Source organism: Kribbella sp. VKM Ac-2571 (assembly GCF_004362255.1).
GTDB classification, from domain to species: Bacteria; Actinomycetota; Actinomycetes; order Propionibacteriales; family Kribbellaceae; genus Kribbella; species Kribbella pratensis.
On sequence record NZ_SNWS01000023.1, the window covers coordinates 1 to 25,122 of the forward strand.

Here is a 25,122-nt window from a genome sequence, read left to right on the forward strand (position 1 = left end):
CGGCAGATGTTCGCCGCGCTGGACCTGGCCACCGGCCAGATGTTCTACCGATTCCGCGATCGCAAACGCTGGCAGGAATTCCTCGCCTTCCTCAAACAACTCCGAGCCCGGTTCCCCAGCGGGAAACTGCACGTGATCTGCGACAACTTCTCGCCCCACAAGAAGGCCGAAGTCGTCGCCTGGTGCCAGACCAACGACATCGAGTTGGTGTTCACCCCAAGCAACGCATCCTGGCTGAACTGGATCGAGTGCGAGTTCACCGCACTGCGCTACTTCACCCTCGACGGCAGCGACTATCCCAGCCATACCGCCCAAGAGGCAGCCATCGCCGGCTACGTCCGCTGGAACAACAGACACGCCCAGCCCAAACGCCACTACGCCGTCGACTCCAAAATCCGCCGACCCGATTACCTACCCAACGTTGCTTGACGAGGCACTAGCGACCGACGACAGCCGCGCAACTGCCGACCGACCTCGGCCACGCCGACGGCTCATCCCTGATCGAGGCCGCCGAATGGCTGATCATCACCCGCACGCAGCGGTGACGCTACGATCCAGCCACTGTGCGTCGTCGACCACACGCACCAAGGAACGCTCCGCCGGGGCGGTAGCCAGCAGGCCCCACACAGCCAGACCCATCAAGAATCTGCCCGGCGCAGGGCCTGCTCCAAGCCGAGGGCCGTGCCAAGCAACTGACGCTGTTGCGCGGGAAGGCGATCGAGCCCGTGCAGCAGCGGCGAACCCAGCTGGCGTAGGCCAGCGAACGGTCTAGCGGCGGAGAGGCTCGGACCTGATGTGAGGGTCGGACATCTACGCCTGCAGGAATTCCAGTAGGTCGGCGTTGGTGACGTCGGCCTGAGTGGTCGGCATGCCGTGCGGGTAGTCCTTGTAGGTCTTCAGGACACCGTTCTTCAGCAACTCGGCCGACTTCGGGCCGGCCGCGACGTACGGCACGATCTGGTCGTCCTCGCTGTGCATCACCAGGACCGGGATGGTGATCTCCTTCAGGTCCTCGGTGAAGTCGGTCTGGGAGAACGCGACGATGCCGTCGTAGTGCGCCTTCGCGCCGCCCATCATGCCCTGGCGCCACCAGTTCGCGATGATCGCTTCGTCGGGCACGGCGCCCGGACGATTGAAGCCGTAGAACGGTCCTTCCGGGAGCGCGCGGTAGAAGGCCGACCGGTTGGCCGCGAGCTGCGCCTGGAGGTCGTCGAAGACCGCCTTCGGCAGGCCGTCCGGGTTCGCATCGGTCTGCACCATCAGCGGCGGGACCGCGCAGAGCAGCGCGGCCTTGGCAGCCCGGTCCTCGCCGTGCCGGCCCAGGTAGTGCGCGACCTCGCCGCCGCCGGTCGAGTGACCGACGTGAATGGCGTCGTGCAGGTCGAGATGTTCGACGACTGCCTTCAGGTCGTCCGCGTAGTGGTCCATGTCGTGACCGTCGCCGGTCTGCGTGGAGCGCCCGTGTCCGCGGCGGTCATGGGCGATGACGCGGTACCCCTGCTGCAAGAAGAACAGCATCTGGTTGTCCCAGTCGTCGGCTGACAGCGGCCACCCGTGACTGAACACGATCGGCTGACCGCTTCCCCAGTCCTTGTAGAAGATTTCGGTGCCATCGCTGGTCGTGATTGTTCCCACTATGATGCCCCCTCGAAGCGTGTCGTCCAGGCATAACTCAATAGGACCTGGGCAAGCACAGAATGTCCAAGGCCTTGGGTCCAGAGCCGATCGTCGTCAGCACGAAACCCTTTGCCAGCAAGAGGTTTTGGGGCTCTTCACAGTTGAGGGTGTAGTTGGGGTCTGAAGCCGCCGGTCTCGAGTAGGGATCTGGCGATGTAGTTGGTGAGGTTCCGGAAGCCGAGTGCGGATCCTCGGAGGTGTTCGAGGCGGCCGTTGATGGCCTCGGTCGGTCCGTTGGACGTTCCTGGGCGGTCGAAGTAGGCCAGTACGTCGGTGGCGCGCTTGTTCAGCGTCCGTCCGAGTGTGATGAGCTCGACGAGCGCGGCGGGAACGCCGTGGCTGACCGAGTTGATGAGCTGTTGCATCAGTTTCCTGCCGCGGCTGCGGTCGGGTTCGCGGTAGGCGGCGATCATCCGTTGGTAGATCCCCCAGGTCGCCTCGACCTCGACGTGGTTGTCATCGGCGAACAGGGTGTGGAGGCGGTTCTTCTGCTTGCCGGTGAGTAGCCCGGCGCCGGTGTGCAACGTGCGGCGTGCCGAGTAGAGCGGGTCGTGTTTGCGGCCGCGGTGGCCGTGGACGGCTTGCTGGACGCGGCGCCGGCACTGGTCGAGGGCGTCGCCGGCCAGTCGGACGACGTGGAAGGGATCCATGACCGCGGTCGCGTCGGGCAGTTCCTCGGCAGTCGCTGTCTTGAAGCCGGTGAAGCCGTCCATCGCGACGACCTCCACCGCGTCGCGCCACTGCTGAGGGCGCTCGGCGAGCCACTGCTTGAACGCCTGCTTGGAGCGGCCCTCGACCATGTCCAGCAGGCGTGCTGGGCCGGTGCCGTCTCGGACGCCGGTCAGGTCGATGATGACGGTGACGTACTTGTCGCCCCGGCGCGTGTGGCGCCACACGTGCTCGTCGACACCGATCACGCGCACGCCGTCGAACCGGCTGGGATCATCGATCAGGACACGCTTGCCCTCGGCAAGAACCGCATCGTTCGCAGTGTTCCACGACACCCCGAGCCCTTCAGCGACCCTGGCGACCGTGAGGTGCTGGACCACAAGACCTTCCAGCGCCCACCGCAGACCACGGCGGGAGATCTTCGCGCGTCGCTCAGCCGCGCGACTGGTGTCCTGGCGCCACACATGCCTGCACCCGGTACACCGATAACGACGCACGATAACCTCCAACGTCGTGGGACGCCAGCCCAGCGGCTCGTGCGCCAGCCGCCGGACCACGGTGTCACGAGCGACACCTTCGCAGCCGCACCGCAGGCACCAGCCTCCGGATCCACCGTCGGGCTCGACCACCCGGCAGGCCAGCACAGCACGGCCCGGCTCGACCCGCTGCCCGACGACTTCAAGACCGAGCTCGTCAAGGCGTGTGAACGTGGTCAGATCAGGGCAAGCGAAGGTAGCGTCAGGCACGTCGAGGTCTTCTGGATGGGCGGTGTGAGAACTCCCATCATCGGAAGACCTCGACCCCTACCCGGACACCGACGCGCCGCCAGCCTCTACACCCTCAACTGCGAAGAGCCGGTTTTGGCTTTCTCGCCCACCCCGGCGAACGCTACGTTACGCGCGACAGGCAATCTGTGGAGCCCGTCAGTTCAGTAGTCGTCAGCCCGCCGGTGGCACCTCACCTCGTCGAAGCTGAGCTCACCATCCAGGAGCGGTGGCGGCGTATGCAGGTCCGCTGGCGTGTTTGGTGGCATCGGTCCTCACATCTCCCTCGCAACATGGGCGCGAGGGCCGTTTGTTCGCTGACAACAACTGTTCATTGGCGAGCGGCGTCAAACCGATCGCAGTCTGAACGGGCATTTCGCAGCTTGGCCACTGTCAGCAGCGCCCAAAGCGATCTGCTCCGGAGGCACTCTCGCCCTCACCGGGGCCGGAGTCGCCCTGGAGACGTGATTGACCACGCGGGCCTCGGCCGATCTCGAGGCGAAGGCTCGAGGCAGCCTGTATCAATCGCACCCACTCGCCCCCGTCATCGCCGAGAAACCCCACCGCCGTCGAACTCGGCGACCTCAACACCCGCGACCGTGGCTACGGCGATCTCTACCGCCTGCTACGTGCCATCACCCTCCGCGCCAACGAAGTATCCACCGCTCTCGACGCCACAGCAGCGCGCCGGCGGATCACTTTGCGAAGACTCAGCTCGAGCACTTCCGATCTCCCCCAGCAGCGACAGCCCTCCTGCTCCGCATGGCTGCGCCGTCAGGGCCCAGCCGCTCCCGGCTACCCAACCAGCTTCTCGGATGCGGTCGCGGTGATCACAGCTTCGCGGACCCACTGATCAGCAGCGAGCTCGTGGCAGGGACTGGGATCCTGAGAACCTCGATGGACCTGACCAACGCGCCGGGCTACGCACCCTTTTACGCACTGAATCAGCACCGCGCAGGCACGCGAGTCGTTGCGCACTTCGAGTTCGAGAATCCGCAGGTCACCGGCAACATTTGCAGCCCAGCAATCGTCGATCAGTCTTCGGTGAAATCAGCGCTTATGGGGTTCGGCCTGCTGGATCCGCGTCGAGCTCCAAGCGTGTGGTTAAGGTTCTTGTTCCTCCTCGGACACCAACCCCAAGGCCCCGCAAAGCGGGGCCTTACGGCTTTTCACCCAACTCCTGAAGCATCCTCCTCCTACCCTCGGACTATGCCGACTCAGTCTGCAGACCGTGATGCCGGACGAGTTAGCCAGAGCATCGCGGTGAGGACCGGGCCGTCAACGGACGGCTGCTGCGTACTGATCGGCTCGTAACCCCACGATTCGTAGAGCGCCTTGACCTTCCCATCACCGTTCACCAGCAACGAGACCTGCGCCTCAGAACGACCCCGGAGTAGCTCGTCATGAATCAGCCGAGCGATCCCCTGACCCCGCCACGGCTTACGCAGCATGATCTCTTTCACCGCCACGGTCGACCTTTCAGCGCATCCGCCGGGAAGCGGGGTGGCCATCCGGCGCCACCAGCGATCGTCGGGAGTGAGGGTATTGACGTACGCGAACCCGACCGGCTCGGCCGTGTCGTAGCCGATGACAACTTCCCACCCGGGATCGGAAGCATGCCGGGCAAGCTGCTCCCCGAAACGCTCGACCGAGTAATGCGGAAGATGAAGTTGATCCGCACGTACGTCGGCATACACCTCGATCAACGTGCTCCACACCTCGTCGATCACCGTGGAGTGGCGCAGCGCAATACCGTCAGGGGTCACAGATGCTTCCTCAGTGAGTCGTGTGCATATTGGTTCCAGGCGTTTGCCGGGTCGCTGGATGGTGCAGCGATCCGCAGTGTGCTGCCGAAGTCTTGGAGCATCGAGTTGATCCGCGGATGCACGCCGGTCGGTTCGATCGGGATCGACATCGCGGTCGCGACCGCTTCCTCCAGATCGCCTTGCCCGAGCTGCGCCTTGGCCAGTCGCGCGGTGGTGATCGATCGCGTACGCCGCATGCCAGGCCGCAGAACAGCGAGGCTCCGATGAGTGTGGCCTTCGGCCACCTCGTAGTCCCCGAGCGCCAGGTAGCCGGCCAATGCAAGATTCTCCAGCTCTGCCTGGTCGTAGAACGCGTTCAGCCAGAGCGGCCGCTCATCGCTGGGTTCAGATCTGACCAAAGCATCTTCGGCATGGGCAACGGCCTGGCGTACGGCGGTGATCGCCAGTCTGCCCCAGGATCGCGGCATGTCTTGCGTGGCCGAGTGACGCGAACATCGGATCTCGTCTCGCAATCGGCAACCGACGCGCGACGTCGTTCGCGGCCAACGCGTCGACGGGCCTGGCCATGTGGCGGTAGAGGCTGCCAGCATGGGACCAGATCCTGAATTGGATCGCTGGATCGCCTGACATCGTGGCCAGGCCTGCCGCGCGATCAAAATGTCGTTGCGCGGTATCGCGATGACCTACAGCGCAAACCTCCAGTTGAACGTGTCCGCGACCGGCAATCCTTCCCACGCGATCGCAGCGGCTCTGCCGGAAACGAACACCGAGACGCCGATCCCCGACGGCCAGCGGCCAGGATCTGACACATCGACCGACAACTGCTGACCATGAGCACCGTCCTGGTGCTGACCGGCCGCGACGACCTGACGGCCGACGCTGTCATCGACGAGCTGGCCAGTCGGAATGCATCGATCGTTCGGTGGACACCTCCGACTTCCCGCAGTCGTCCCGCCTCGCTGCCACCCTCGGAGCGCAAGGACCGAAGGCGTGTGGCGATACGCAGTTCGGGTGCCCCGCCACACGCTCGTCTTCTGCGACGTTGTCGCTGGGCGTCGATGTCATAGTCCTGGGTATTGAGGATCGATCCATTACAACACCTGCCTGCGAGACTGCTCGTGTTGACAGTCCCGACCCGATGTAACGCGGCTTGTCTCTCTGCCGATAGGTCAAGCACCGGGCCGAGCTTCTATCGGCACTCTTGGGTGGGGGATGAGATCAGTGGGCTTATTGTCCAGCAGCGTGGCGTTCGAGTTTCCGGATCCTGGCCGGATCGAGGTCAGCGACGAGGTACGGAATGGTCTGATCGATCCTGGTGACCTTCTGTTGGAGCTGTACGAAGGTACAGACCCGAGCGTGATCAGGTCAGTGCAGGCCGAACTCGATCGAGTTCGGAGGCCAAAGGGTGGCTATGACCTGTCCGGTGTGAAGCACCACAAGCGATCCGGGCCTCTCTTCCTGCTGAGCTGGATCACTTCCGGGGACTACATCGCCGTCCAGGTCTGGGCTGAACATGTCGGGGTTCTGCGCGGGAAGCAGAAGAATGAGGTAAGGGGGCGCGTCATGTCCATCGTCAGTCAATATGGAATCCCGGTGGCCGCCACCTGGACGATTCTCTCCTGGGCGTCGACGGGCGTGCGCGGACCACGTCTTGACGGTCTCAATCACTTGCTGGGCACCGGCTACTACGAATGGCAAGGAAAGATCACCAATGGAATGGTGATCGATTCCATCAGGAAATGGCGAGCGTAGTTCAACACGGGTAGCGAATAGCCATTCCGGAGCGATGACCTTGCTTAGAGCAACTCGGAGTTCTCCGGGCCCGCCGCCGGTGGGGTCATGACCACGCCGCTGTAACTGGGTCGATCAGCTCGAGTCGTCCAGCCTGGATTGCAGCGATGGCTGATCCGTAGCGCCTCCAGGCCGTAGCGGCGTTGCCGGTGATCGTGCCGTTGGCTACAAGGTTGTTGGTCGACTGCTGGAGACCGACCAGCCATTCGGACTGGCGTTCCCAGATATCGCCGTTGCATCCGATGGGGATCAAGGCGGCGAGGATCTCAGGGACCAGGTGCGAGATGTCCTTGCCCTCCTTCGTCAGTTCGATGGCCTTGTTGAGGGTCAGCACCAGGACTCTCTCGGCTTCGTCGGCCCATCGGCCTGGATCCAGGTAGGCGTGCTCGGTCACCGGCGGATTGAGTTCCAGCGTTGGAACCAGCCGGATGTGGTGACTGGGCGGCCGGCCAGTCCATCGCGCTTCGCGAACGTCGCGTTCGAGTGTCCTTTCACTGTTCAAGAACACCTCTCCGACGAGGCGCCCTTGGCCGTCATCGAGCGTCACCCGTGCGAGGTGACCTCCTACGCCATGTTCGCTCTGGTACTCGGTGGTCACGCCGGCTGGAGTCTGCACAAGGATCTCGCGGCCATCAGGCGAGACGGCGGGGAACCAGGTGTAGGGGAATGACGATAGGAGAGGGACGTCGAGCGTAATCTGCGGGTACGTCCGGGTGTAGGAGTTGGACTCCAGGCTGAAGATCTGCGGGGTCGCAGTTCCGTTGTCGTGGGTCACCGTCAGAAGGCTGGAGTCGCCCAGAGGCCACCAGGCAGCGTTGCCGACGTCGAGTCGCAGCCAGCGACCGGTCGCAACCTCGACCAGCGTCGAGGCTTGGCTCCCGCTGATCAATAGCCACTCGCCATCACCGCTGAAGCGGATGGGCTCGTTTCCGCTGATGTCTTCGACGACGGTCAGCAGGTGGCGTTCACCCGAAGGGTCGAATAGAAATACCGCGGCCGTGGAGCCGCCGAGGTGCGCCAGTGCTGCGATGGTTCCGGTGACTGCGTGCAGGTCGACTGTAAGAACGTTCAGCGTTGCGTCCAGAGGCACGAGGATGCCGGTGCGGGTCGATCCGACGTACAGCGACGACGACGGCCAAACGACGCCGCCCGCGTGGCCCTGTTCGGAGAAGCTGAATCCATTCCGCCCATCGATCGCACCTAGGTCGTGTGCCGGCGACAGATCCCAGACTTCGTGGTTGAGGTGTCCGGTTGCGACGATGCGCCCGGACTCCGGGTCGAATGCTGCCGACTGGAAAGTGAGCCAACTCGGGGACAGAAGTGCGTCCCCCGCTCCACGCCAGGCGTGCTCGAATCCCGACCCTCGCTGGGCGCGCAACTGCTGTGCCAACAGGTCCAGAGACTCGAAAGTGGACGTCCCTTCGGGAACTGACTCGCGCACTCGTTCAATAACGGTGTAGTCCGCTGTCGACGACGGCCAGTCAATCTGGCGCGTGGGCGCTGCTCCCGCGGGCACTGTCTCTAATCGGTCCCATAGCGATGTCACCGTGGTCTTCACCGGCAGGCTGGGCGCGTTCACCTTTCCCAACTCGGCGAGCCCGGCGGCGAGGTCGTCTACCAGTCGTTGGCTCAACTGCATCAGTTGGGATTCCTCGATGCCCAGCGGAACCGAGCGAACGAAGACAACAGCGGCATCCCAGCGTTCGAGGCTGTAGGGACCGCGTGCCGTCAGCGGCTCGAAGCGGTCAAGGTCGCCGTCGGGGGCGATTCCGCCAATGGTGGTGATCAGATCTGGCCGGCCTTCGTTCAAGCCGAGAAACACGTCGACCGTGTCCCCGTCGATATCTTGAAGCTGCCGCTTGTACAGATCGAGTCCGATGCGTTCCCATCCGCACGCGGCGCGGCGAATCGAAGCCGGCAGGGTTGGAAACTCCGCAGGGTCGGCAATGTGATGAAGTGGATCAACTTCCCACGCTGGCGCGACGTCGGCACCGTTGATGATGGCAGCGAGGTTGGGGCTCGTTGATCCTGAGAACACCATGTCGCAGGAGAACGGATGCTGGGCCTGTTCGAAAGGCTTGAAGACAGTCTGAAACAACAGATCTGTGTTCGACTCCGGCGAGCCGAACACAATCACGGCGGAGCCGCTTGGACCTTCGACCGCCGTCCAGACCGTTTGCGGATCGGCATCCATCCGGAGAAACCCACGCCCGAGGTGGCTTGACCGCGCGAGAATCGGCGCCAGCCTGACCGCCTCTTGGAGGGTCCTCCCCACGTCTACCCGGGCATTCAAGACGAAGCTGATCCCTGATCCGTGAAGGAGCCCGAAAAGAAGTTGCCGAGGATCCTGGGGATCCAGTCCTGGATCGCGCACCGGAACCTTGTCGTCTCCGCCGACCGATGACGAGCGTTGCTGCTGCTCTGGCTGGCCCTTCTTGCCAAAGAGTCCCATCGTTGCTCTCCTGTTCTCACCGGTGCGATCCGCGGCACAGGAGCGTTGCGCACGCTACCGCGCGGCTTCGCGCCGACAACCGTTCCGGGGTTTCCCCGATGGATAGCCGGCGTGATCGTCAACCGGCGATGCCGTCATCTCCAGCCTCATCAAGGCCGCGCCAGCGCTAGTTTGATGTCCAGCGCTGACGCTTGCGGCGATGCACCGAGCAATTTGCGGAAACTGCGCGACGACGAAAGCGTGTCGCCGCCTGGCACGGCAGTCGTCTATCGCCCTTGGCGGGTCTCGCCGGCTCTGCGACGTGATTCCGCAATCAGCGCCTTCTGACGCTCCTCTTCTTCCTTCTTACGCCTTTTGGCCTGCTCGTCAGCGTACTTCGCTTGCTGTGAACGCTCTTCGGCCTGCCGAACCTCGCTCGCACTCGGCTGCGGCGGTGGCAAATCAGGCATGGCTTCCCCCCATTGTCGTTGTCACTCCCCATGACCTACATCGCCGCCAGCGCATCAGCGTTACAGCGACACAGCGCTGGCCCTCGCTCAGTTGCGACTGGATGCAGGTGCGCGGCCAAGCTTTCCTCGAGTTGTGGAACATCAAGCGGGGCAGGCTACCCGGAGAGCGACCTTTGCAGCCTTGGCGATCAGGGTCCGGGGATGCAATGTCGCCTTAGGTCTTGGACGGCGTTCTTCGGCACCCCTGTCCTCATCGAGCCGCTTATGAGGCTTGCTGGTCGGTCGGCGATCCTGTCGACGACACTGCCAGCGGGCCGCCAGTCCACGCCCGCTTGCGGTAGATGGCCTGCGACGCGCCGGTGGCTAGCGGACGAGGGCTTGCGGCAACTGGTGGGATCAGCGACTGATGGTTTGGCCGCGGGTTTCGCGGCACCGTCCGTTGCATCGAGGGCAGTGCTGGGTGCGGCACTCGTAGCGGCCGTAGGGTCCGTCGTGTTTCTGGACGGTCTCGTAGAGCCACATCTGCACATTGCAGTGCGGGCACGTGGGAGCCATGTCTTCACCTCCCCTCGGGGGACGAACTCGACTCGCACCGTCCGGTTGTGGACCGCGAGCGTGTCGATGAGCCTTTCCACTTTGGTCGCGGCCTGGCACGAATTGGGGAAATGGCATCCCGCACAGGTGGCGCCGATGGTTGACGGCGACATGTTGAGTGTCCGGCGGCAGGTTTCGGAAAGCCACCGCGCTCGGTCGACACACTTCTTCCGGCCCTGCTCACTGCCGCACGATCTGGTTGCGCCCGCGACCAGCTTGCCGGCGCAGCCGTTGGTCGCTGCGGCCTGGATACCGTCGGCGGACACCGTGTTCTTCACAGCATGCTCCTGTCTGCGTTGACCGCGATTGTCTGCCGGGTCATTGGCCGTCAGATCGCCTCTGACCTCGGCCCGCTCGTGTGGTCGAGTACTCGAACGACGTCTCGGTCTTGCGCCGCGGCCAACTGCGTAATGATGCTTGCTTCGAGTTCTTGTGCGCGTCGCACTTGGGCTGTGTCGGGCCCGTACTGCCGGGTCCGCAGTTGGGTCGCCTCGGAGGCGAACTGGCGGGCTTCCTCGAGGTCACTTCTGAGCTCGGTGCCGGCCAGCGCGCGGGCTAGCAGTTCCTCTGCCCTGCCCGGGTCTTTGGCTCCGGCGGCAGCCTGGTCGGCGAGTACGCCGTATAGCAGCCAAACCGCCTCGTCGCATCGCTTGAGCGCGATGAGAGCTTGAGCGCGGATCATTTGGCCGCTGAGGGTGCTGTCGTGGAGGGGGCCGAGGACTGTCTGCCGCACGCGCACAACTTCCGATGCGAGCTCGAGCGCCTTTTCGGCATCGGCAGTCTTTGACCCGGCTTCGACTAGTGACAGCAGGATGAGCGCTTTGTTGGCCATGGCAACGATAGTGCGGGGGTGCTCCGGGCCGTATTCGACGGAACGCTCGGCCAGTTCCTTCTCAGCGATCTGGTCTGCGCGGTTGAGGTTGTTGTACTCGCCGCTCTCGCGCAAGGCGACGGCGAGATTCATCCTTGCCAGCCGAGTACGCCACGCGTCGGGGCCATCGGAGTTCTTGCGTAGCGCAAGTTCATCTTCGTAGAGCTGGATGCCGTTGGGGTCTCCGGCCTTGCGGGTGAACTGGGCCCGCACCATCGAGCACCGGCGGGTGAGGTAGGCCTCGTGACCCAGTGCGTTCTCACAGGTCGCCAGGAGCTCAGACATCTTCTTCGCGGTCACTGCCGCGTTGACTCTGCGGGCCTCGTGGTATATCAGCATGTACCTGCCCTCGAGGCTGACGACCGAGGTGTCGCCGAACTCCTTCTCTGCCCTTGTCACGATGTTGTTGAGCTCCGGGACCGCGGATGCCGGGTCCACGGGAAGGACGACCCTCAAGGCCTCCAGCCTGGCACGCAGCGCGGTGGCCGTGTCCAGGGATCGGCGCAAGTCCTGCACCGCTTTCGCATGCTCTTCCTTGTCGTCGCTGTAGAGCGCCTGCAATAGGTTGGCTGGAGGGACGATCCGCAGCTCTTCAAGGCGAGCCAGTAGTGATTTTTCGGCTGGCGTGAGTAGCCGCGCGCCGGGGACGGATTTGCGTGCGGGAGTCGTCATGCTGGTTCCTCGGATCGTTCTGAGTCGTCTGATTCCATGGTGGTGGCTGGAATTTCGAGACTGGCCCGCAGCCTGGGTGTGGCTGCCGGACCGTCGTCTCGGAGTCTGGTGATGGCCCGAGATGCCCGGGATAGGACTCCTTGCAGTCGCGGCGACGGCTGCTCATCGGCCGCGGACAGCATCTGCATCAGATCCACGATTGCCCTGATGACCTTCCAGGTCTGTGCCTCGAGGCCGTGTTCGTCGAGATCGAGTGCCGCGATCGCGGCGCGAACCGATCCGAGTGCACCGACCACGGAGCCCGGGGCGTTCTCGTTGACGACGAACCGGACGGCGTCACGCACGATGGCCTCAGCGGTGCGCTCGAGCTGTGTCGCTGTGAGCGGCCGGCTGTGGCTTCGTAGACCGCACCATTGCACGGCCTCATGCAGCTGGGCCGGTAGCGCGCAGTCGTCTCGTGACGCCAGACACCGATGCTCCTCGGCCCACCGTGCCGTGATCTGGACCAGTGTTTCCAATCGTTTGCGCGGACCGAGCCGCAGCCGCCGGGCCTGCTCGGCCCATCCGTCCAGCCACGGCTGAAAAAGCCATGCCTTGGCTTGCTCGAAGACCGCCTCAACGCCTTTGCGCTCGGGATTGATGGTGACCTTCAGCGGGCCGGTAGAGCCTGCTCCTCCGAAGTGATCGTAGAAGGCGTTCTGGGCCTTGCCTGAGGCGGCTACTAAGTCCTGCAGGCGCGGGTCCCGGTCCGCGGTCCAGCGGTCGGCTGCTTCGTAGAAGGCGATGCGAGTGTCACGAGCACGCGGGTCCAGTTTGGTTCTGAACTCGTCGATCCACGCCATGAGTTGATCCTGTCTGCCGATTCCCCCGGCAGGAGGTGTTTTCCCAGAAGTGCCCCCACTTTCGGAATCCGTCAGCCGACGGTTCCCCGAACTCACCCCACTGCCCTTCTGCGTAGCGTCGCACGACCCGGAAGCCGACCGCCAGACGCTGCCGGGAATTGCCCCAGCGTCGGGTAGCCAGCCTGTCCAATCTCTCTCAAGGACTAAACGTCGAAGGGGTGCGGGATGAAGAACAGGACGCGAAGCCGCCGCCACTGGCCAGTATGCCGCGCCACCGGCAAGCGGCGCCTCGATGAACTGAAGGACGTCAAAGCAGAGCTGCACGCGGCCAGGTCGTCCCGGGGCACGGCGGCGCTCAGCGACGCCGACCCGACCTGGACCGTCGTTTCCGGCTACGACTGCGACGCCTGCGGTGGCTACCACCTGACGAGCCGACCGAAGCCGACCTGGACGACCGTGCGCAGGCCCACCCCCCTGACGGTGGCCCCGCTCATGGGATCGGGCATCGCATGACCGCCACTCCGTCTGCCGAACGTTTGGAAGGGCAAAAGACCATGCCGAAGGAACCCCGCGGCGATAGGCCCACGCGGTATCGCCTGCTCGACCGGCTCCGCGACGGCCACGCCGGCCGCCGCGACGGCAGACGAGACGCTGCCGTGCCGGCCTACCGCAGTCCTCACCCGGACGGCCAGCCGACCGACTGGCTGGCCCGAAACCAGCATCAGCTGCTCGCCGGCTGCCAGTACGAGTACACCTCTGCTCACCGAGACGCCGAAGGACTTCTCGAACAACTGGCCACCGCTCGCGCCGACGCCACCCAAGCACGAGCCGAACTCACCGAAGCCACCCTCCGCTGGCAGGCAAATCTCGACGAGCCGCCTCTCGAGGCGCTCCAACGTCGTGGTCCAGCAGAACTCGGCGACTCCCCTGAGACGATCGCCGACCGGCGCCGCGCGGAGCACCTGCGACGACTCGCGGCCCTTGAGACGGCTTGCGAGCAGGCGCGTGCCCGCGTCAACACGGCGGAGACCACCGCCGCCAGCTGCACCACGCGGATCGTCGCGCGATTCGCCAACGCGACCGACCTGTCCCGAGAACTGCTCGAGTTGCACGAGCAACGAGCCGCCCACTACCGCGCGGCCTATCGGCGGACCTTGAGACGCGCGGAGCCGGCCGCCGAACCCGGCCACCCCCTCACGACCACCCCGCCACTGCGGATCCCGCAATGGGCATCCGAGCCCTGCCCCTGGCTGCCCGACGAGCAGCACAACGAAGCAACCACGGTCACCGTAAGGAGCATCCGATGAGCAGGAAACTGCGAGCCGCCCTGGGAAGGGTTGTTCGGAAGATGGTGCCCGGCCACAAGCCACGACGCATCGAGAATCACGACAGCCTGATCATCGACCTGCCCGGCTGGAACGCCGGCGGCGACGTGCTCAGCGACATCCGCCGCATCGACTCCGTGTCGCCGCTGGATCACTCACTCGCCGGACCGGCGCCTCTTCAGCGCGACTGCGAGCTCGAGTGCACCCAGCTCATCAGCCAGCTCGCCGAGCGCGGCGCACTCGACGCCGGCACCCATGACGTGCTCGACGACCTCATCGACACCCAGGGCCCGATGTGGCACGCGCACGTCAGCCAAGAGGCCGACGCCCGTCGGCGCCGGGGGGCGCAGCTGTACGCCGTCGCCACGCAGCACTACGTCGAAGAAGCCCACACACTTTCGCGCCTACGCGACCAAGAGATCGCGGCGATCGAGGTCGAGCGGCACGCCACCGGCCAGCTCCTCGGTCAGAACCACCCGACAACAACAAGTACCGGCGGCCAACCAATAGCGGCGGTTGCCGGGCCGCCGTCGACCGACCTCGACGCCCTGCTCTCACCGAGCACTGTCGATCACGACTCACCAACCGCGCCAGCCGACCAGTCCGAGCTGGCCGGCGACACCGCTCCACGTTCCGCTCCGGCTCAGCAACCCGCGGAGATCCGGGCCTCCGGCGGCAGGGCGAGCGGATGGCACAAACCGCAAGCAGCGTACGAGTCACTGACGCGGCACCTCGTCTACCTGGGCGCCGCGGCCGCCGCGGTTGTGCTCGTGGCCGCAGCCGACATGGGCATGATCAAGAGCACGATCGATCGGTTGCTCGGCCTGCCCCCGCGGTGGTCCTGGCTGATCGCCGTCGGGCTGACCGTCGCTGCACTGAATCTGCCGCTGATCGCCGGCAAGCTGTATCGGCGCAGCAAGGCCACCGGACACTCCACCACCCCGATCCAATCCGTTCTGCTCGTGGCCTGGTTCCTCATCGGCGCATCCCTGCTGGTGATGCGGTGGTACGCCGCCGCGATACTGCCCGGCCAGGTCAGCTTCGAAGGTCAGCCAGCGGACCCCAGCGAGGCCGGGACGGATCGCCTGGTGGCCATCGTGCTCGCCGCGGTGTACGTAGCCACCGGAGCACTCGCCTGGGCGGAGGGCTACCTGCTCACCAACGACGCCGCTGCAACACGGCGGGCCGCCGGCCGCAGCGCCAGAAAACTCACCAGCAAGCGAGCCGAATCCGAGGCGAAGCTGACCCGCCTCGCGCAGACCGCAACCGCTCACCGGCAGGAACTCAAGACCCTCGCCGACGCCGAACGCACGGCCCACAAAGCCGTCGACGGGCTCATCGAGCACCTCAAGGCCCACGCCCGAGTGCAGGCCGCCCACCACCTCGCCGATCCCGCCGCCACCGGCATCACACGCCTGCGTCCAAGTCGCGGACGCAACACGGCAGCCGGCGCCTGATGACCACACCCCTCGATCACCACCGATGCGGGCACTGCAAGGCAACCCTCCTGCGGTGCCCGCTCGGAGACCGCTGCAAGGGCTCCGACCCTCTCGACCCGGCCACCTGCCAGCACTGCTCATGGGGACTGATCTGCTCCACCCACGCACGTCGCTGGACCCGTACCTGATGCGACCGAAAGCTCACCACCTTCCAGCCACACTCGCACCGATGGAGACACAAACCATGCCCCACAAACGCACACCGCCCGTCCACCGGCCGGCACTCCGCCTCTCCCTGCACCTGCCGACCTGGTCAACGGTCACTGCAGCCGCAGCCGTACTCGCTGCACTGCTCATCGGCCTGACCGCTTGCAGCGGACCGCAAGACCAGGACAACACCGCCGGCGCGACGTCCAGCCGGACAGGCGGGCCCGGCCCGCAATGCCCATCAGTTCACCCAGCCGCCCTGGCTCTGGTCATCGGCGTCCACCAAAACCAACCCGCGCCAGACATTCCCAGCGAGTTGGCATGTCTGCTGACCAGCGCGGTCGAGAACCAAGCGGCGGTCGCTGTGGTCATCGTCGACGGCTCCCCCACCATCACCCGGCTGGGACGTTTCACCCTCGACACCGACAACGACGGCAGACGCAACGACGACATGAAGCGCGCTCTCGGCTCGATCCGAAAGGCCGTCCAGGCAGCCGCGGCCGACAGCAACGGCTCCGACCTGTTCGCCGGAATCAAGATCGCGTCCGACTACGTCCGTGCCACGACCCGCTCGACCGTCGACGGCTACATCGCGGTCATCGACGCCGGCCTCCCAGACACTGGGGTCATCGACATGACCCGACCCGGCATGCTCGCCACCGACCCCGCTGAGTTCGCCAAGTCGATCGACGCCGAGCTGCGCGGGCTCCACCTCAAAGGCCTGAACGTCACACTCGTCGGCATCGGATACACCTCCAGCCCGCAGCTACCACTCACATCGGCCCAGTCGGACGCCATGTCCACCTTCTGGCAGAGCGTGCTCAGGACCGGCGGCGCCACAGTGGAATCCACGTCGAGCCCGAGGACCGGCAAGCCACCCACCACACCTTTCACGACCCGGCCGGTAGTCCTGACCAAGCCGCCTCAGCCACCAAGAGTTCGGCCCTGCACCACAACCACACTGATCTACGACGACGCATCGCCGGTCGGTTTCAAGCCCAAATCGAACGCCTTCCGCGAGACCGACGCAGCAGAGATTGTCATCCGCGATATCGCACGGTGGCTCCTGGGAGGATCAGGCCGCAGCGTGCTCATCACTGGCACGACAGCTCGTGTAGACACCGACACGAACCAAGTGCGGCGCGCGCAGGAGCGGGCCCGAACCGTCGCGACGAAACTCGTCGACCACGGCGTACGGCCCGCCCAGATCACCACCCACGGAGCCGGCAGCCACTTCCCCGGCTACATCCAGGACCACACACCGGAAGGGAAGCTCGATCCACTCGCAGCCGTGAAGAATCGCTCGGTCCGGCTCACGCTACGCGAGTCACGCCCCGACTGTGCGACACCTCAGGGCTCACGATGAGTCTCATCCTGGCCGCGATGCCCTCTGTTATGCGCTCCTGGTCCTGGTAGGCATCTACTGGATTATCGCTCGGCGTGCGGTTCCGGCCCCGAAAAGCACAGCTCGCGTCCCGGTCGGCGACGGGTCCCCTAGTCGGTGTGTAGCTCGCCCTGCTGGCGGCGACATGGACGTTGATGGATCTCGGGGCTCCGGTAGGGACCAGGTCGGAACAGACGATCACAGCCTTCCCTGGTGGTTACCGCTGCGGGGATTGCCGCGATCGGGCTGATCCTCGCCCAACGCGTCGCCGTCTTCGTCTTGTCGATCATGGGAATCGCAGCCCAGGTCGCCGATCCCGCCGACAGCGAATCACGGCTGACGCTCGATCTGTCCGTCAGCGGAGCCATCGCCACCGGAACCTGGAAAGAGCGAACAGCCCCACCGGCTACTACCGCGGCGCGGTCTACTACGGCACCATCCAGCTAGTCGTCAGCCCGCACGCCCGCGGCATGAACGGCCGCTGGCTCGGCTTCGGCAAGAACTTCATCGTCAACTCGGGCGACTGGCACCTCGAGTGGCTAGAAGCCTGACCGTCAGGTCTCTGGAACTTCGCCGGACCCACTGATCAGGGCAACGATCGTCGTACCTCTCGGAAACGCGTTGCGAGCCACCTGGTCGAACAGTGCGTACATCATCTTCGCCTCGTACACCCAGTCCAAGCGCACACCGTGCCGCGCCTCGAAGTCGTCGATGAACTCGCCGAGCTCTGACGTCCGCTTCGCGTAGCCGCCGAAGTGGTAATCACACTCAAGCCGCCACACCCCGGTACGCGCGCCGTACACCTGCTCCTGCAGCCCAACGATGTCGCCCTCAAGGAACGCCCCGCCCTTGACCACCGGAACCCCAATCACTAGCCGGTCCGGCCGCATACCGCCAGCCACACCTGCGAGCGTCCCTCCGGTACCGACCGCACGGAACACGACGTCGACGGACGAATCCAGCTCCGTCGGCAACTCTGCACGTCCCCGGACGGCGACGACATTGCTACCACCCTCAGGGATGAGGTAGATGTCACGAACTCCTGATGTAGCGCCTCGATCACAGCGTCCGATGCCTTGGTCCGGTACGTCGTCCGGTCGACGTACATCAGCCGCATGCCGCGCGACACGGCGTACCTAAGCGACGAGTTGAGCGGCAGATGCTCCTCACCCCGGATCACGCCGATCGTGCCGAAGCCGCAGTACGACCCGACCGCAGCAGTGGCCCGGATGTGATTCGAATAGGCACCACCAAACGTCAGCAGAGTCTCGAATCCCAACTCCCGAGCAGTCGCGACGTTGTACTTCAACTTCCGCCACTTGTTCCCCGGCACTTCCGGATGAACCAGATCGTCCCGCTTCAGCAGAACCCGCACCCCCGCGGCCCTCAGCCGGTCGTCATCAATCTCGACAACCGGAGACGGCAACCGAAGCCCCGCGATCAACCCATCCTCCACCACGCCAGCACGGCACGCCGCTATGCATCTGCCCTCCCGCAGGCCCAGCGTCCGACCACGATACCAAGGCCGTCGCCGCTGCCCCACCAGCCCGACCGGCCGTGATGTCCTACCGGTCCATCACCCGCGCAAGAATCCTGCCACCAGACCCGCGCAGGCATAGCTGCCTTTGCTGCCATATTGGCCCCCTTTAATGACGATGCTCCTACATCGGCGCGTGCCGCTCTCCCACATCGGTGAGCAGCTGTGAGCTAACGGCCCACCGTGCGTCACACCAGCGACTGCACTATGACGGCAGCCGAGCGGTCTACTGCCCCCCATGACAGCGTCGACCCATCACTCTTCCGCGCCAACTGCCAAGTTCGCGGGGGCGGCGTCGGCGGAGACCGGTGCCTTCTGCGGACCAGCGCCGAGCCCGATCTCTTCGAGGGCGTCATGCAGAGTCGCGCGCAGACGGTCCCTCACTTCGTCAACTGCCTGACCGTACGCCAGTTGAGCGGCCGCGCTCGCCGCAGCCCCCGGACTGGAGTAGCCTCCCCAAACCTCGCACTGTTCCTGCGATCCGCTCGTTAGCCGCAGCACCCAGAAGGTGCCCCCGCCGCTTTCGAACAGTCCAGTAGGTTCCGTCCGGAAGATAATCGCGATAGCTCTCGGCCTTCTTCTCGGCCATATGTCCCCTCTCGGACACACATGTGAACCACACTCGTCGAGGCGCGAATGATGCCTGGCGCAGGCTCCGCTGGCGGTCAGTTGTTTGTGGGGTGGGTGGTGTTGGCTCGTTGTTCTCGGGCGGTGTGGCGGGCGGCCTGCCATGGGAAGTCGCGTGGCGCGGCAGCCGGCTGCTCCGGGGTTCCGCCGCTGATGATGTACGCGCGCCGGTGGTCGGCAGAGCGGTTCGGCGATGTGTAGTGCAGGGTGCGGCTGGCGTGGATCGTCGCCCCGCCGGCCGGGATCGGGCAGGCCACGGCGGTGGAGACATCGACGGATCCGGGCTCCACTTCGAGGCCGTGCACCCGTGGGTCGCCGCCGATCGGCCGGTGCGGGACCACGTCGCCGCGGTGCGAGCCGGGGACGAAATGCATGCACCCGTTGTCAACCGTTGCCTCCTGCAACGGAATCCAGATGCTCAGCGCGTGGTAGCTGACCGCCGGGTTCCAGTACGCCTCGTCCTGGTGCCAAGGCGTCTCGACCCCGTTCCGGGGCGGCTTGTTGATCGCATGGTCGCCTCCGAACGTCGCCTCCGGACCGAGCAGCTCGGCCAGCACCTCCTTCGCGCGATCGAGCGTCTCGCTGCGCAGAAGCTCCGGCGCGTACCGCGACGGGTTGAGGATCTGCGGGAGGTTGGCCTCGCTCTCCTCGTCGTCCGCACCGGCCAGGTCGAACTGATCGCCGGCCGAACGTCCGGCCCGCTCGGCGAACAGACGGTCATAGATCGTACGCATCCGCTCGACCTCCTCGCCCGAGATGAAAGACTCGAGCGCGAGGAAACCCTGGTCGTGGTACCGGACCACATCGTCTGTTGTCAGCATGACCACAACGCTAGGGACGGCGCCGACTGCTTGCGTCCGGAATCGAACGAGAGACAAGATCGAACATGGCCCACCGACTCGAGCTACAGGATCCCGACCTGCCCGGAGTCGTCACTCTCGGCCGCTATCGGTACTCGTATGCGCACGACGTACTCGGCGCGCACTCCCACCCCGGCTGCGTCGAGGTCTGCTTCCTCGCCCGGGGACGGCAGCGCTACCGGCTGGGCGACCGGGTCTATCAGCTCAGCGGCGGCGACCAGTTCGTCACCCTCCCGGACGAGCAGCACGACAGTGCCGGCGCGCCCGAGGACAAGGGCGTGCTGTACTGGCTGATCCTCCGCGTCCGTGACTCGCCGCTGCTCTATCTGGACAGCACCCGCCGACGACAGCTGACCCAGGCGCTACTGGGCATCCCGACCCGGCAGTTCCGAGCACACCCCGAGGCAGGGTTCCTGTTGGACGACGCGATCGCGCAGCTCAGCGGCCCGGCGAGCGAGCTCGCCCGACTGCAGGCGGCGATGTCCCTCGCGCAGTTCCTGGTCCGGACAGTGACGGCGAGCGCCGCCGACCAGGCGCGGCCGGTGTCGGCGGTGGTAGAGCGGAGTCGGCAGTACGTCGCAGAACATCTCGGCGAGACGATCACCGTGCCGATGCTCAGCCGCGCCGTCGGCCTGTCACCGGCCCGCCTGCACGCACAGTTCCGCCAGGAGCTCGGCCTGCCGCCGGGCGAGTTCATACTCCGCAGCAAGATCGAGCACGCCCGCACCTTGCTCGGCGAGACCGATCTGCCGGTCACCGAGATCGCGCACTCCCTCGGCTTCGCCAGCACGCAGTACTTCGCCACCGCGTTCAAGCGGCTGACCCGAACCACCCCAACGGCGTACCGACGTGGGTAGGTGCCTAGTGCTCATCAGGGTCCCTACAGCTGACTGTCGAGGGGCGGCGCCCAAAACCTCGCCAGCTCGGTTCACTGGCGAGGTTTTGGTCGCTTGGTCGGGATGGCGGTGAGTGGGTCTTCCGGCCAGGGATGGCGGGGGTAGCGGGCTCGCAGGTCGGCTCGGACCTGGGGATAGCCCTGCTTCCAGAACGAGGCGAGATCGCTTGTGATCGCGACCGTCCGCCGTGCGGGCGACAAGAGGTGCAGAACGACCGGGACACGACCGTCCGCGACGACCGGAGTGGCAGTCCAGCCGAATACCTCCTGCAGCTTCACCGCGAGCACCGGTGGCTCGACACCGTCGTACGCGAGTCGGACCTCGGAGCCCGATGGGACCTGGAGCCGTTCCGGTGCGAGCTCACCGAACCGGGTTGCTGCGGGCCACGGCAATAGTCGCCGGAGCGCCGAAGCCACGTCGATGTTGGCAAGATCGCGCGCACCTCGCACCGAGGCGAGCTCGGTCCCCAGCCATTCGTCGAGATCGGCCAGCAGCGCTTCGTCGTCGACCGCAGGCCACGGGGCGCCGAGGTGGGCGTGGCAGAACGCCAGCCGCTCCCGCAAGGCGAGAGCAGCCTCCGACCAGCGCAGTACTGACAAACCGCTGCGCCGGATACCGTCGCGGACGGCAGCTTGGACGAGAAGCCGGTCGGGCTTTGCCAGCGGGACGTCATTGAGCACGATCGCGCCGAGTACCTCGACGCGACGCGTCACGATCCGGCCGTTGTCCCAGCGGATCTGGTCGGTGGTCGAGACGAGGTCGCCTGCGATGTCTCGCGCGGTCTGCTCGTCGATCGGCGCCGCGGAACGGATCCTGGCGTCGGCGCGACCGGGCGCTCGGTCGGCAGCCGCGATCGCCAGCCAGGTCGTGGTCCGCAACGGCGACTGCGGGTCCAGCGCGGCGCCAGTCCCACCAGACATCTGGTACGTCGCCGACTCGGCCCCCCGGACCCGCGCAATCCGATCCGGATACGCCAACCCGACCACAACCCCCACCGCAAGATCATCCGGTACGGCGCTTGTCCCCCGCCGTACTCCGTCTCCGCCCAACGGGTCGCCTCGGCCGAGACGCTTGGTCTCTTCTCGCCAGCGGGCCGTGGCTCCGCGGTCCTCGCCGCGGCGGAGGGCTCGCCAGCGGGCCGGTAGGTCATCGCCGAAGTCGCGCCCGGAGTCGTCCGAGAGCATCGCGACGATCTCGCGTGCCCGGTCGGCGCCGACCCGCGGCGTCCCGTCCAGCAACGCACGAGCCAGCCGAGGATGCGCCCCGATCGCCGCCATCTGCCGTCCTCGCTCAGTGATCCGGCCGTTGTCGTCAATGGCGTCGAGGCGGCGCAGCAGTTCGGTGGCCGCGGCCATCGCCGGCACGGGCGGCGCGTCGAGCAAGGTCAGACCGTCGCCGGCCGGCGCACCCCACGCCGCGAGATCGAGGGCGAAAGCTGCCAGATCGGCGATCGCGATCTCCGGCGCCGCATGATCGTCGAGATGCGCGTGGTCGGTGGCGGACCAGCACCGATAGACCCGGCCGGGCGCCTCCCGCCCGGCACGGCCCGCTCGCTGGTCGGCCGACGACTTCGACACCCGGCAGGTGACCAACGCACCGAGGCCACGGGACTGATCGGTCCGCGGCTCCCGGGCAAGACCTGAGTCGACCACAACTCTGACCGCGGGCACAGTCAGCGAACTCTCAGCGACCGACGTCGTCACCACGATCCGACGAGTGGCCGCGGGCGTCAATGCGCGGTCCTGTTCGGCCCTGGATTGGCGACCGTACAACGGCAGGACGTTCTGACCGGCCAACCGGCGAGTCACACCGTTGATCTCGGCCTCCCCCGGGACGAACACGAGGATGTCGCCGTCGTTCTCGGTCAGTGCACGCCGGACGACGGCCGCGACGTGATCCAGCAGTCGCGGGTCGACCCGCCCACCCGGAAGCAGCGGCACGGGCACCGGTGGTGGCGCCCACTCGATCGCCACGTCGAACAGCTCCGCAGACGCGGTGATCACGGGCGCCGGAACGTCGGTGCCCAGCGCACGGCTCAGCCTGGTCGTGTCCGCCGTGGCCGAGGTCGCGACGAGCGCCAGGTCTTCGCGAAGATTCGCCCGGATGTCGACGCAGAACGCGAGCAGCAGATCGGCATCGAGGTGCCGCTCGTGGCACTCGTCGATCACAATCGCCGCGACTCCCGGCAGCTCCGGGTTCTGCTGCAGTCGCCGTACGAGGAGCCCTGTCGTCACCACCTCGACACGGAGCCCCTTGCTGCCGCTGCGTTCACCGCGCATCGCGTAGCCGATCCGCTGCCCGAGCGGTTCGCCGACCAGCATCGCCAGCCGGGCCGCAGCCGCGCGGGTTGCCATCCTTCGCGGCTCGGCGACGATGATCGTGCCCTCGAGCGCGTCGCCCAGTGCGAGCGGCAACAGCGAGGTCTTCCCCGATCCAGGCGGCGCAACCAACACCGCCGTACCGCGCGAACGCACCGCATCGACCGTGGCAGGCAAAACCGCCCGGACAGGCAGATCCGCCCCCGGCACCGACAGTTCAGGCAGCAACACGCCCCGACGCTAACCGACCAACACCGCAGAACCCCACCCGGCGCCTCCAGGGAGCGTCATGTCGAGAAGGAGGCGTCAGCGGGGTGGGCGGAGTACGGCGAACGGGTCGGTGACGGTCAGCTCGCGGGCCACGAACTTGTAGACGGTCGCGGGACGGCCGCCGCTCTGGCCAGGGCTGGCTCGCCGTTCGGTGGGGTCGATCACGTGCCTGCGGGTCAGGACGCGGGTGAGATTGGTGGCGCCGAGCTCATAGCCGAGTGCGGCACCGAACAGATCACGTAGCTCCGCAATGGTGAACTCCAGCGGAGCCAGCGCGAACCCGATGTTCGTGTACGACAGTTTCGCGCGCAACCGCGCGACCGCGGCATCGATGAAGTAGTGATGATCGAACGCGGTCCGCGGCAGCTCGTCGACCGGGTGCCACTGCGTGTCGGAAGGAAGCTTCGGCTGTACGTCGGACGGGACAAGGCCCAGGTAGCCCGTCGCCAGCACGCGGGCCCGCGGATCGCGATCGATCGCACTGTGCGTGGCCAACTGTTCGAGGTGCGCGACGTCGCGAACGTCGACCTTCGTCGCAAGGTGCCCGGTGATGGCGTCCCGCAGCCGCTCGGTGGGCTCGACACCGCCGCCGGGAAGCGCCCAGCGGCCGCGATACGGGCTCCGTGCGCGTTTCCACAGCAGCACGCACAGCCTGCCGTCGCGAACGGACAGGACCACGGCGAGCGCCTCGTGCGGGTAACTGGGGAAGTTAACCGGATCACCTTTCTTGGCTGTGGGCACGAGGCCGATGGTAGCGTGCATCTAGTTATCGCCTCGGAAGCGAAAACATCACGGAGAGCAGGGCAGCAGATGCAACTGATGACGGAGACGGTCCGGACCGCGGTGGCGGCCGCACTGTTCGAGGACCAGGCGGCAGACGATGTCACCACCCGATGGAGCGTCCCGGAGGCGCTGGAGGTCGAGGCGACGATGATCGCCAAGCAGTCCGGTCGCGTGGCCGGTCTGACTGCTGTGCAGGAGGTGTACGCCGCCGTCGATCCCACCGTGACGGTGCGGACGGCTGTTGCCGACGGTGATCCGGTTGTCCCGGGGCAGCCGCTGGCGTGGATCAGCGGCCCAGCGCGGTCGGTCATCACCGGCGAGCGGGTGGCGCTGAACTTCGCGCAACGGATGTCGGGCATCGCAACCCTCACGTCGGCGTTCGTCGCAGCGATCGACGGGCGCCCGGTCGCGCTCCTCGACACCCGAAAGACCGCACCCGGCCTCCGGGCCATGGACAAGTACGCCGTGAGTTGCGGCGGCGGGACCAACCACCGGCTCGACCTGTCGGCCATGGTGCTGCTCAAGGAGAACCATCTCGCCGCGGCCGGCGGCGTCCTCCCGGCGGTTCGCCGGGTCCGGGACGGCATGGCCGCCGAAAACAAAAGGATGGCAATCGAGGTCGAAGTCACCACTGCCGAGGAGGCCCGCGAAGCGCTGGACTGCCAGGTCGAGTGGATCCTGCTGGACAACATGCCGGTCGAGCAGATGGCTCGGATCGTCGAGCGGCGCAACACCTCCGGATCCGCCACCAAGCTCGAGGCCTCCGGCAACATCACCGTGGACACCATTGCGGATGTCGCCGCCACCGGCGTCGATGCCATTTCGGTCGGCGCCCTGACCCACTCCCCTACCGCACTTGACATCAGTCTGCTGGTGACCCGCAGCCACGGCTGAACCAGGGATCGCCATGCCCAGTTATCGCCTCCTAA

The 25,122-nt window shown here is 66.0% G+C and carries 21 protein-coding genes; 9 read left to right on the top strand and 12 right to left on the bottom strand.

The features are described 5' to 3' along the window. Positions 1-429 (top strand): transposase (locus EV651_RS36510; RefSeq protein WP_202870675.1); only part of this gene is annotated, 429 nt, incomplete at its 5' end. Positions 430-810: 381 nt separating this feature from the next. Here EV651_RS36510 and EV651_RS36515 read toward each other — a convergent pair. The 4 genes from EV651_RS36515 to EV651_RS36530 all read right to left on the bottom strand — a co-directional run bounded on the left by EV651_RS36515 (position 811) and on the right by EV651_RS36530 (position 5,343). After that, positions 811-1,635 (bottom strand): alpha/beta fold hydrolase, encoded by an 825-nt coding sequence (locus EV651_RS36515; RefSeq protein WP_133789932.1) that lies wholly within the window; start codon positions 1,633-1,635, stop codon positions 811-813. A 137-nt stretch (positions 1,636-1,772) separates the two neighbouring features. Beyond that, entirely contained in the window at positions 1,773-3,092 is a 1,320-nt protein-coding gene (locus EV651_RS36520) for an ISL3 family transposase (protein ID WP_133789934.1), read from the bottom strand. Between the two features lie 1,235 nt (positions 3,093-4,327). Next, positions 4,328-4,876, bottom strand: a complete 549-nt coding sequence (locus EV651_RS36525) for a GNAT family N-acetyltransferase (RefSeq protein WP_133789936.1) — start codon at positions 4,874-4,876, stop codon at positions 4,328-4,330. Continuing rightward, positions 4,873-5,343 carry a hypothetical protein gene (locus EV651_RS36530; protein ID WP_133789938.1) on the bottom strand — a complete coding sequence of 157 codons (471 nt, stop codon included), beginning with the start codon at positions 5,341-5,343 and terminating at the stop codon, positions 4,873-4,875. Before EV651_RS36530 ends, EV651_RS36525 begins: the two co-directional genes overlap by 4 nt. A gap of 775 nt (positions 5,344-6,118) precedes the next feature. Between EV651_RS36530 and EV651_RS36535 the strand changes: the two genes are divergently transcribed. Next, positions 6,119-6,628, top strand: a complete 510-nt coding sequence (locus EV651_RS36535; protein WP_133789940.1) for a hypothetical protein — start codon at positions 6,119-6,121, stop codon at positions 6,626-6,628. Between the two features lie 85 nt (positions 6,629-6,713). Here the strand turns inward: EV651_RS36535 and EV651_RS36540 are convergent, their stop codons facing one another. From EV651_RS36540 to EV651_RS36550, 3 genes are all read right to left on the bottom strand, one after another. Continuing rightward, the gene (locus EV651_RS36540; RefSeq protein ID WP_133789942.1) at positions 6,714-9,119 is read right to left on the bottom strand and encodes a hypothetical protein; all 2,406 of its coding nucleotides are present in this window, start codon (positions 9,117-9,119) and stop codon (positions 6,714-6,716) included. A 1,371-nt stretch (positions 9,120-10,490) separates the two neighbouring features. Then, the gene (locus tag EV651_RS36545; protein ID WP_133789944.1) at positions 10,491-11,705 is read right to left on the bottom strand and encodes a hypothetical protein; all 1,215 of its coding nucleotides are present in this window, start codon (positions 11,703-11,705) and stop codon (positions 10,491-10,493) included. Beyond that, on the bottom strand, positions 11,702-12,547 hold the full coding sequence (locus tag EV651_RS36550) for a hypothetical protein (protein ID WP_133789946.1): 846 nt from the start codon (positions 12,545-12,547) through the stop codon (positions 11,702-11,704). Before EV651_RS36550 ends, EV651_RS36545 begins: the two co-directional genes overlap by 4 nt. Positions 12,548-12,772: 225 nt before the next feature. On the opposite strand from EV651_RS36550, the gene EV651_RS36555 reads away from it, so the two are divergent. The 5 genes from EV651_RS36555 (at position 12,773) to EV651_RS36575 (ending at position 17,349) form a co-directional block, all read left to right on the top strand. Continuing rightward, on the top strand, positions 12,773-13,060 hold the full coding sequence (locus tag EV651_RS36555) for a hypothetical protein (protein WP_202870676.1): 288 nt from the start codon (positions 12,773-12,775) through the stop codon (positions 13,058-13,060). Positions 13,061-13,101: 41 nt separating this feature from the next. Next, positions 13,102-13,854, top strand: coding sequence for a hypothetical protein (locus EV651_RS36560; protein ID WP_133789948.1), 753 nt, complete (start codon positions 13,102-13,104; stop codon positions 13,852-13,854). Then, the gene (locus EV651_RS36565) at positions 13,851-15,329 is read left to right on the top strand and encodes a hypothetical protein (RefSeq protein WP_133789950.1); all 1,479 of its coding nucleotides are present in this window, start codon (positions 13,851-13,853) and stop codon (positions 15,327-15,329) included. Before EV651_RS36560 ends, EV651_RS36565 begins: the two co-directional genes overlap by 4 nt. A gap of 211 nt (positions 15,330-15,540) precedes the next feature. Beyond that, positions 15,541-16,884, top strand: coding sequence for an OmpA family protein (locus tag EV651_RS36570; protein ID WP_166658908.1), 1,344 nt, complete (start codon positions 15,541-15,543; stop codon positions 16,882-16,884). Between the two features lie 231 nt (positions 16,885-17,115). Continuing rightward, positions 17,116-17,349, top strand: a complete 234-nt coding sequence (locus tag EV651_RS36575) for a hypothetical protein (protein ID WP_133789954.1) — start codon at positions 17,116-17,118, stop codon at positions 17,347-17,349. A 107-nt stretch (positions 17,350-17,456) separates the two neighbouring features. On the opposite strand, the gene EV651_RS42755 is transcribed toward EV651_RS36575, so the two are convergent. The 3 genes from EV651_RS42755 to EV651_RS36585 form a co-directional block, all read right to left on the bottom strand. Beyond that, positions 17,457-17,774, bottom strand: a complete 318-nt coding sequence (locus tag EV651_RS42755) for a hypothetical protein (protein WP_238157426.1) — start codon at positions 17,772-17,774, stop codon at positions 17,457-17,459. Beyond that, positions 17,774-18,361, bottom strand: coding sequence for a hypothetical protein (locus EV651_RS42760; protein WP_238157427.1), 588 nt, complete (start codon positions 18,359-18,361; stop codon positions 17,774-17,776). Before EV651_RS42760 ends, EV651_RS42755 begins: the two co-directional genes overlap by 1 nt. A 743-nt stretch (positions 18,362-19,104) precedes the next feature. After that, positions 19,105-19,887, bottom strand: a complete 783-nt coding sequence (locus EV651_RS36585; protein ID WP_133789956.1) for a phytanoyl-CoA dioxygenase family protein — start codon at positions 19,885-19,887, stop codon at positions 19,105-19,107. A 65-nt stretch (positions 19,888-19,952) separates the two neighbouring features. Here EV651_RS36585 and EV651_RS36590 point away from each other — a divergent pair, with 65 nt between their 5' ends. Further along, positions 19,953-20,783 (top strand): AraC family transcriptional regulator, encoded by an 831-nt coding sequence (locus EV651_RS36590; RefSeq protein WP_133789958.1) that lies wholly within the window; start codon positions 19,953-19,955, stop codon positions 20,781-20,783. Positions 20,784-20,854: 71 nt separating this feature from the next. Here EV651_RS36590 and hrpB read toward each other — a convergent pair whose 3' ends face one another. Then, a complete protein-coding gene (hrpB, locus tag EV651_RS36595; protein ID WP_238157428.1) occupies positions 20,855-23,371 on the bottom strand; it encodes an ATP-dependent helicase HrpB in 2,517 nt (838 codons plus the stop codon). A gap of 75 nt (positions 23,372-23,446) precedes the next feature. Beyond that, positions 23,447-24,151, bottom strand: a complete 705-nt coding sequence (locus tag EV651_RS36600) for an NUDIX domain-containing protein (protein WP_238157429.1) — start codon at positions 24,149-24,151, stop codon at positions 23,447-23,449. Between the two features lie 78 nt (positions 24,152-24,229). Between EV651_RS36600 and nadC the strand changes: the two genes are divergently transcribed. Further along, a complete protein-coding gene (gene nadC / locus EV651_RS36605) occupies positions 24,230-25,087 on the top strand; it encodes a carboxylating nicotinate-nucleotide diphosphorylase (protein WP_202870677.1) in 858 nt (285 codons plus the stop codon). Positions 25,088-25,122 lie beyond the last annotated feature (35 nt).